The sequence below is a fragment of the Candidatus Omnitrophota bacterium genome, from assembly GCA_028693815.1.
In the GTDB taxonomy this organism is placed as follows: Bacteria; Omnitrophota; Gorgyraeia; order Zapsychrales; family Aceulaceae; genus Aceula.
The window spans coordinates 1-8,040 of record JAQUUP010000011.1; the positions used below are offsets into that span (position 1 = coordinate 1).

The 8,040-nt window shown below is 35.9% G+C and carries 7 protein-coding genes; all 7 read left to right on the forward strand.

Annotation, left to right across the window (positions count from 1 at the left end; translation table 11 throughout):
• The first annotated feature begins 129 nt into the window (after positions 1-129).
• A complete protein-coding gene (locus PHY73_04935) occupies positions 130-462 on the forward strand; it encodes a hypothetical protein (GenBank protein MDD3375050.1) in 333 nt (110 codons plus the stop codon).
• A 20-nt stretch (positions 463-482) separates the two neighbouring features.
• On the forward strand, positions 483-788 hold the full coding sequence (locus tag PHY73_04940) for a hypothetical protein (GenBank protein ID MDD3375051.1): 306 nt from the start codon (positions 483-485) through the stop codon (positions 786-788).
• 69 nt (positions 789-857) lie between these two features.
• Positions 858-1,220, forward strand: a complete 363-nt coding sequence (locus tag PHY73_04945; GenBank protein ID MDD3375052.1) for a hypothetical protein — start codon at positions 858-860, stop codon at positions 1,218-1,220.
• A gap of 236 nt (positions 1,221-1,456) precedes the next feature.
• Complete coding sequence (locus PHY73_04950; protein MDD3375053.1) at positions 1,457-1,813, forward strand: hypothetical protein; 357 nt, start codon at positions 1,457-1,459, stop codon at positions 1,811-1,813.
• A 57-nt stretch (positions 1,814-1,870) separates the two neighbouring features.
• The gene (locus PHY73_04955; protein ID MDD3375054.1) at positions 1,871-2,155 is read left to right on the forward strand and encodes a DUF5684 domain-containing protein; all 285 of its coding nucleotides are present in this window, start codon (positions 1,871-1,873) and stop codon (positions 2,153-2,155) included.
• A gap of 249 nt (positions 2,156-2,404) precedes the next feature.
• The gene (locus PHY73_04960; GenBank protein MDD3375055.1) at positions 2,405-4,129 is read left to right on the forward strand and encodes a ShlB/FhaC/HecB family hemolysin secretion/activation protein; all 1,725 of its coding nucleotides are present in this window, start codon (positions 2,405-2,407) and stop codon (positions 4,127-4,129) included.
• 196 nt (positions 4,130-4,325) lie between these two features.
• Positions 4,326-8,040: filamentous hemagglutinin N-terminal domain-containing protein (locus PHY73_04965; protein ID MDD3375056.1), on the forward strand; the 3,715-nt coding region annotated here is incomplete at its 3' end.

Sequence of the window (8,040 nt, forward strand, 5' to 3'; positions counted from 1 at the left end):
TTCAGAGAAAGTGTTTGGTTGTACGATTGACCCAATTCCTTTTGTGTACGAAGAATATACGGAATGGTGGCCAGCGGATCTATTGTAAAATACAAAAAAAGGTGACAGGCACCTTTTATTTGTGATCAGGTGAAAGGATTATTTCAAAATGGTGAGTTTGTAGGAAGTTCTCAAAAATATACTTTGGATATTCCTTTTTTTAAGCAAATAGGTGCTCAGCATACATCTGCTAATGTTTTAAATGTTTCAGCAGACAAAACGTTAAATCCTTATAGTTATGCAACATGGGGAACTTGTCATCAAGCTACAAATGCTACGCTATTGAAGGCGGGTATTTCCTTCACTATTTTAGACTTAGGTGTATCTTGGGATATGTATGTGACAACTGCGGTTTATGGCAATTATGGGGGACAGTTAGGAACGCGTATTTGGGCAGGTGCAGAAGCTTCGAATAATTATTAGAATGATTAAGGAGACAGGGAATGCGAAATATTTATGCTAAATTTTTTATGCTTTTCTTTTCAATATTAATTTTGTCATCTTGTGCTCAAATATATCGACCGATGATGGAACCACATTACATGAAGAAGCATGGGAGAGTTAAAATCGGAATGACAAAAAATCAAGTTATTGAGCAGTGGGGAGAACCTTATCAGGTAAGAGAAACAAATAACGAAGAGTTCGATGAGATTTGGGTTTATGTTCCACACTGGACAGCTAAGCATAGATTGTACTTTAAAAATGATATTGTAATAAAGGGTGACCCAAACCCAGAAGATTTGATCTAAATCAACATTGCTCATACAAAAAAAGGTGACAGGCACCTTTTATTTAACAACCTAAAACAACGAGGGGTTATGATTATTAAGAAATTATCGATTTTTTTATTTTTTTTTACACTTTTAGGCTGTGTTTCTACGAAGCCTTTTGGTGTTCCGGATCGCAATTCTCGACAGGAATATGTTCAGGCTAATCCAGAAATTTCTGATAATATAAAAAAGGCGATTTTAGAAGAGCGTATTGTTGTTGGCATGACAAAAGAGCAAGTTGCGGCAACATGGGGCAAGCCGTCATCTATAGATGATTCTAATGATGGTTCTCATCTTAAGGTGCACGGTAAAGAGGAAGAAAGCTGGTGGTACAGAAGTTTTTTTGGGTCTACTTATTTTGTTGATTTTAATTTTGGAAAAGTTGTTTATTCTAGTTCACAGCTTAGATAAAAATGATTTAGTTTTTTTTAAAGAAGTAAAAGGGGGCAGTCCTCATTCGAGGACTGCCCCCATTATTTTTCTTATTTTTTGAATTGCCTCATTGGTCAATTTGGTCAACTTTTTAAAACTCGCTACTCCAAATATTTCAAATTTTAATTCATTTTTAGATATTATTAGGTTATCATAAGATGTCTTTGAATTTTTGAATTAGATTTTATACTAATGCATGAAAAGTGAGGTGAGGCGTGAAAAAGTTTTTATTTCTTTTAATTATCCTATGTTTTACTGTTAATGCATATGCGGCAAAAATTAAGCTTAAGACCGGGATGGTAGTTACTTGTGATATTATTGCAAAGACAGATAAATATGTTGAAGTTGACTTTAGGGGGACAAATGTAAAATTTTATTTTGATGAAATTGATCAAATTATTGAAGATGCTGTTAGTCCAGAGAAAGCTGCTAGCACAGAAGAAACAGGTGCTGTTGGTCAGAAAAAAGATGGCTTTTTTGGGATTGCTGCTTTGGGCCAGAATTTCTTGCAATCGCAAAAGAAGAAAATGCAGTCTTCCAGGACTTGTTCTTTGAGGCCGGTTTCTGATTGAGAGTCGATAATTCCTCTTATATTTAGCGTGTTTTTTCTTACGCTTGTGATTGTTTCTATGTGGAAAGTTTATCATAAGGCTGGATATCCAGGATGGGCAATTCTTGTTCCGATTTATAATTTATATGTTAGTGTGAAGATTGCTGGATATTCGGGATGGTTGTTATTGCTATTTTTTGTTCCATTTGTCAATATTGTTGTAAATATTATAATATCAGTTGGCCTTGCGAAAAGATTCGATAGAGGTGCAGGATTTGGTCTTGGCTTAGCGTTTTTGCCGTTTATTTTTTATCCGATATTAGCATTTAGTAGCGCTTCTTATTCTGCTGTAGATAATATATAGAGAAGGGGTGTTTATATATAGAAGATAGGGTGATGTGTTTTAAAAGGGGCGCAAATTTCATTTGCGCCCCTTTTTATGTGATATTTTAAAGAAAATATCGCTTAAAAAGAAATCTTGATAATTTTTCTTTTTTGATGTATATTAATGATTAATATATTTTTATTTGAAGGTTGTAAGTTATTGCGACAAAACATCTTTCGACTCTGATTAATTAATCAAATTTATTAAAATTTTGAAAGGAAATTAAAAATGAAAAGAAGAGTATTATTTCTTGTCGGGCTATTCGTTTGTATTGCTTTAGTCAAAGTATCTTTTGCGGCAAATCCTCCAGCAACGCAAACAGCAGGTGGCTTGATGCAACAAGATCTTCAGATGGATCAACAAAAGAATCTTAAACAAAAGATCGAAGCTGAGAAGCCAAAAGAAGATGACATTATCACGCCTGAGATGATTCCTGATGACGACGGTGAAAAAGTTTTAATCAAAAAAATCGTTGTTGAAGGTTCAACTTTGTTGGGTGATGACACAATCAAAAAGATTACCAAGCCTTTTGAAAATGAAAAACTTTCTTTAAAACAGATGCAGGTCATTGCAGATCTTTTGACTGATGAATATCGAAAAAATGGTTATGTAACTTCACGTGCCTATCTTCCTCCTCAAACAATGAAAGACTCCACTCTTATTTTGCGAGTTATCGAAGGAAAGATGGGAGATCTTGAAGTTCGTGGCAACAAGCATTTTAAAACCTCACTTCTTGAGAAAAAAATTAATTTAAGACCAAAAGGGTATTTTGATTTTTTAGAACTTCAAAAATCATTAACACGTGTTAATGAACATCCAGATAGAACAGCCAAAGCGGTCTTGGTTCCAGGAAAAGAACCAGGGACAACGGATATCATTGTTGAAGTTCAAGATCGGTTGCCGATTCACGTTGGATTTAATTATGACAATTATGCTTCTCGCTATTTAGGAGAAAGACGCACAACAGGATATATTGAACATAATAATTTGCTTGGACAAGATGATAAGCTTTATTTTGAATATCGAAGAACGCGCAATGATTCACTTTGTTTTCAACAAGGTCAGTACACATATCCTGTTTTACCTGACTTAGATGTTGGTATGTATATCGCCAATAGCTCATCTGAGTTAGGCCGTGATTTTAAAGTTTTAAATTCAAGAGGCGAGAGTCTTCTCGTTGGTGTTTTTGCACAGAAAGTATTGAAAGATACAGAGAATTTTGATGTTTGGTGGAATGCAGGTTTTGATTATAAAAATGTTAAGAATCATCTTTTAGGAATTCAATCTTCGAAAGATGAAGTGCGTGCATTTAAGACTGGCTTGGATTTTGATTTTAATGATCGTTGGGCACGAAATATTTTGACAACTCAATACGATGTTGGAATTCCTCAATTTATGGGTGGAATGAAATCTAAAGATCCGCTTTCTTCAAGAGGTGGTGTTGGATCTGGCGGAAAGTTTCAAAAATGGGCGTTTAATTATTTTAGACTTCAGCCCGGTCCGTTTTCTTCTGAAATTTTATGGAAAAATTCTGCACAAATTTCGAATCATAATCTTGTTGCTGGTGAACAATTTCAGATTGGTGGCCCTGGAAGCGTTCGCGGTTATCCAATAGCTGAATATGCTGGAGACAAGGGGCTTTATTCAAGTGTGGAATGGTCGTTTCCTCCGTATTTTTTAGGACGCAATATGAAAATTCCTTTTATGAAAGATCGCACAATGTTTGATTCTTTAAGAATCGTAACGTTTTATGATTGGGGAAATATTCGTATTAATAAAACAACAGCTGGTGAAAAAGAGACGCGTACACTGCGATCGGCTGGTTTTGGATTTAGGCTTAATTTGGGTGAAAACTTTTTTGCTCGTATCGAAATTGGTTATCCTTTAAACGGTCCGGATGCTTCTGATGGTAGAAATGTGCAAAAGTGGTTTGAAATCACAACAAAGTTTTAAAATGGTTTGTAAGTGATTGAAATAGAAAAAGATATGAGATCTTGAAAACTTGTTTTATGGGATTTATGTGTTATACTTTTAAAAATAATTCATACAAGTTTTGCCCCAAGCGCATTTATAGTTTTAAAAATTTTCTAAGTTTTTTACATAAGTTTGTTTACAATTAACCAAAATCTTTTCAAAAAAAGGATAAGATATGACGAGAAAAATTATCTCTATGTTTGTTGTTGTGCTATTTGTGCTGATGAGCGCAATGCCACCATGTGGGTATGCACAAGTTTTGCCGGAAGGAGGAAATTTCGTTAATGGCAACGGAACCATTACAGTTAATGGACAGACTATGAACATTGATCAGATGAGTTCGCAGGCCATTATTGAATGGCTGAGTTTTTGTATATCTCAAGGGTATACAGTAAACATCAATCAGCCGGGCGCTTCGTCTGTTTCCTTAAATAGGGTAATTGGCGCAGATCCTTCTGTGATTATGGGAAACCTTCTTTCGAATGGTCAGGTTTTTCTTGTTAATCCTAATGGGGTTTTGTTTGGGGCATCTTCTTATGTTAACGCTCCTGGGGTTGTTGCGTCAACTTTGAATATTTCCAATAGTGATTTTTTAAATGGAAACTATACATTTTTAGGGCAAGGCGGATCTGTTGTAAATCAAGGTCTTATGCTTGCTCCAGGTGGTTATGTTACATTGCTTGGAAATAATGTTGCGAATAACGGAACGATTGTTTCTGAACTTGGCACAGTAACTCTTGCGGCTGGTGAAAAAATTACGATGAGCCTTGATCCTTTAGGATTAGTTAGCGTTGTTATTGATGAAGCTCTTACGCAAAACACAACTAATGCCACAGATGCTGTTGTGAACACAGGAAGTATTTCTGCTGATGGCGGTAGAGTTGTTTTAACGGCAGATTCGCTAAACGGACTTTTTACAAACGTTGTTAATAATGAAGGCATTATTGAAGCTAAAGGTTTAGTTGGAAATAATGGTGAAGTTATCTTGCTTGCTAAAGGTGAAGATTCTCTTGGAGTTAATACAGGAACTATAGATGTTAGTGCAAAAGAAGCTGGAGCTGAAGGTGGATTTGTTGAGCTTAGTGGAGAGACGATTGATTATCTTGATGGTACGATCAATACAGGAGGAGGACAGCTTTTATTTGATCCTGTTGATTTTATTTTAGGAGATGCTGATGAGGCTTGGCTACAAACTCAAACAGGATCTGTTAATATTGCTTCGATTAATGATATTATTTTTAACCTTGGCGATTTAGGCGGAGATGACATTTTAAACCTTTTTAATTTTACTTCTGGAAAAACATTTTCTTTGTCAGCAGCACGACATATTGATCTAGACAATGATTCAATTGTAACGGCAGGAGGCGATATTGAATTATATTCAAATGCATTAGGTCTTTTTATAGGAGATATATTTTTAGGAACAGGAGCAGGTCTTAATTCTAATGGAGGAGATATTCTTCTTTCAGGTTATGATGTTCATTTAACTTCCCTTATTAATGCTGGAACAGGTGATGTAGAATTTGCAACAATTAATGGAATTGATGATGAGCACACAGGATTAGATATTATTGCAGATAATTTAACTGTAAACTCGCATTATTTTGCTGGATCTCAAGGTGAATTTATTGATACAGATGTTAACTCGCTTGATGTTAACACTACCTTCCATATTAGAATAGATAACACAGCAGCCGGTAATACACCGCTAACAATAACAAATGCTGTTAGCAGTGGTCAATTTGTTGAAATTGTTACTAATGGGGATATGATTGCTAATAATGTTTATGCTGCAAAAGATGTTGAGCTAATATCACAGGCTGGAAATATTGATGCGCGCAGAATTTATGCGGGTGATGATGCTGAGCTTCATGCGGTTACTGTTACTTCGCTACCAACTTCAAATCCTGGATCGATTGCGAATGTGACAGCTGATACATTAAAAATTTATGCACAAAACGGTGTTGGATTAAATGCACCTGCAGGACTTACAACAGATGTTAATGACCTTTATGTGCTTAATTCAACCGGTGGTATTCGAATTACAGATATTTTAGGCGATCTTAATGTTGTCAGTGTTCATAATCAATCTACAGGTGATGTTGAGATTTCATCTGACGGAGACATGAACCTAGGTTATGTTTACGCTTCAGCTGTAAATCCAGGATACAATGCTATTTTGACTTCTAATAATGGCGGTATTGTGGATGCTAACGGAAGCCTTTGGAATGTTAATTCGGATGGTGTAAGCTTGAATGCAGCGACTGGAGTTGGAACAGCAGATGCTATTGAAATACATGCAGACAGCCTTTCAGCAACAAATACAACTTCTGGTGATATCGTTGTTGAAGATTTAAGCGGAGATTTAGACGTTGTTCAAGTAATTAATAATGCGGTAGGTGGAGATGCAGACATCACTTCTGCAAATACTATGAATGTCAATAAAATTAATAGTCACAATGTCTTATTACATGCTAATGAAATTACTGCGCTTCCTGTAAGCACTCCTGGTGCTCATATTACAGCTAATGTTTTAAAACTTTACAGTCAAGATGGTATTGGCCAAAATACAGCTGCCGGCATTACAACAGATGTTGATAATTTGTATGCCATAAATAGCACAGGTGGTATTCGTATCACAGACATTGCAGGGGATGTTAATGTTAAGAATATTAACAGTACAACAACAGGCGATGTGGAACTTACATCTGATGGCGATATGAACTTAAATTATGTTTATGCTTCTGCTGCTAATCCTGGATACAGCGCTACTTTGACATCTAACAATGGTGCAATTGTAGATGATAATGGTAGTCTTTGGAATGTTAACGCTGACAATGTTTCTCTAAACGCTGCTACAGGCATTGGTTCTGGAGATGCTATTGAAATACATGCTGATAATCTGTCAGCCTTAAATTCAACTTCTGGAAAAATTGCTGTTAGGGATTTAAGCGGAGATCTAACTGTTAATTCAGTTGTTAATAATGCTTCGAATGGAAACGTTAACTTAAGAACCAGCGGAACAATGAACGTTGGAACTGTTCAGTCTGGCAAGAAGGTCACTCTTCGTGCAGCTCAAATTGATGCTTTATCTGTTGTTCCAGGTACAGCTAATATTACAGCCAAGGTGCTAAAGCTTTATAGTCAATCTGGTATTGGGCAGAATACACCTGCAGGATTATTGACAGATGTTAATGATCTTTACGCACTTAATTTCACGAATGGAATTCGCGTTACAGATATTTTAGGTGATCTTAATGTTGTTAACGTCAACAATTCAACAGCAGGTGATATCAAAATTACATCTGATGGCGATATGAACTTAAATTATGTTTATGCTTCTGCTGCTAATCCTGGATACAGCGCTACTTTGACATCTAACAATGGTGCAATTGTAGATGATAACGGAAGCCTTTGGAATGTAAATTCAGATTCGATATCGCTTAACGCTGCAACAGGTATTGGATCATCTGATGCGATTGAAATACATGCTGATAATCTTTCAGCTTCAAATTCAACTTCTGGTGATATTGTTGTTGAAGATTTAAGTGGAGATCTAAATGTTAATTCTGTTGTTAACAGTCATGCTAGCGGCAATGTTGATTTGACAACTTCAGGAACAATGAGCATTGGTAGCATTGCATCCGGTGATCAAGTTGACATCCATGCAGTTCAAATTGATGCTTTGCCAGTTGTTGTTCCAGGTACAGCTAATATTACAGCTGATGTCTTAAAGCTTTATAGTCAAACTGGTATTGGGCAAAATACACCTGCAGGATTATTGACAGATGTTAATGATCTTTACGCACTTAATTTCACGAATGGAATTCGCGTTACAGATATTTTAGGTGATCTTAATGTTGTTAACGTCAACAATTCAACAGCAGGTG

What these genes read in the sequence shown, in the direction of transcription:
- PHY73_04940 (MDD3375051.1), top strand. Translation starts at nt 483, where the DNA reads ATGCGAAATATTTATGCTAAATTTTTTATGCTTTTCTTTTCAATATTA.
- PHY73_04955 (MDD3375054.1), top strand. Translation starts at nt 1,871, where the DNA reads ATGTGGAAAGTTTATCATAAGGCTGGATATCCAGGATGGGCAATTCTT.
- PHY73_04945 (MDD3375052.1), top strand. Translation starts at nt 858, where the DNA reads ATGATTATTAAGAAATTATCGATTTTTTTATTTTTTTTTACACTTTTA.
- PHY73_04960 (MDD3375055.1), top strand. Translation starts at nt 2,405, where the DNA reads ATGAAAAGAAGAGTATTATTTCTTGTCGGGCTATTCGTTTGTATTGCT.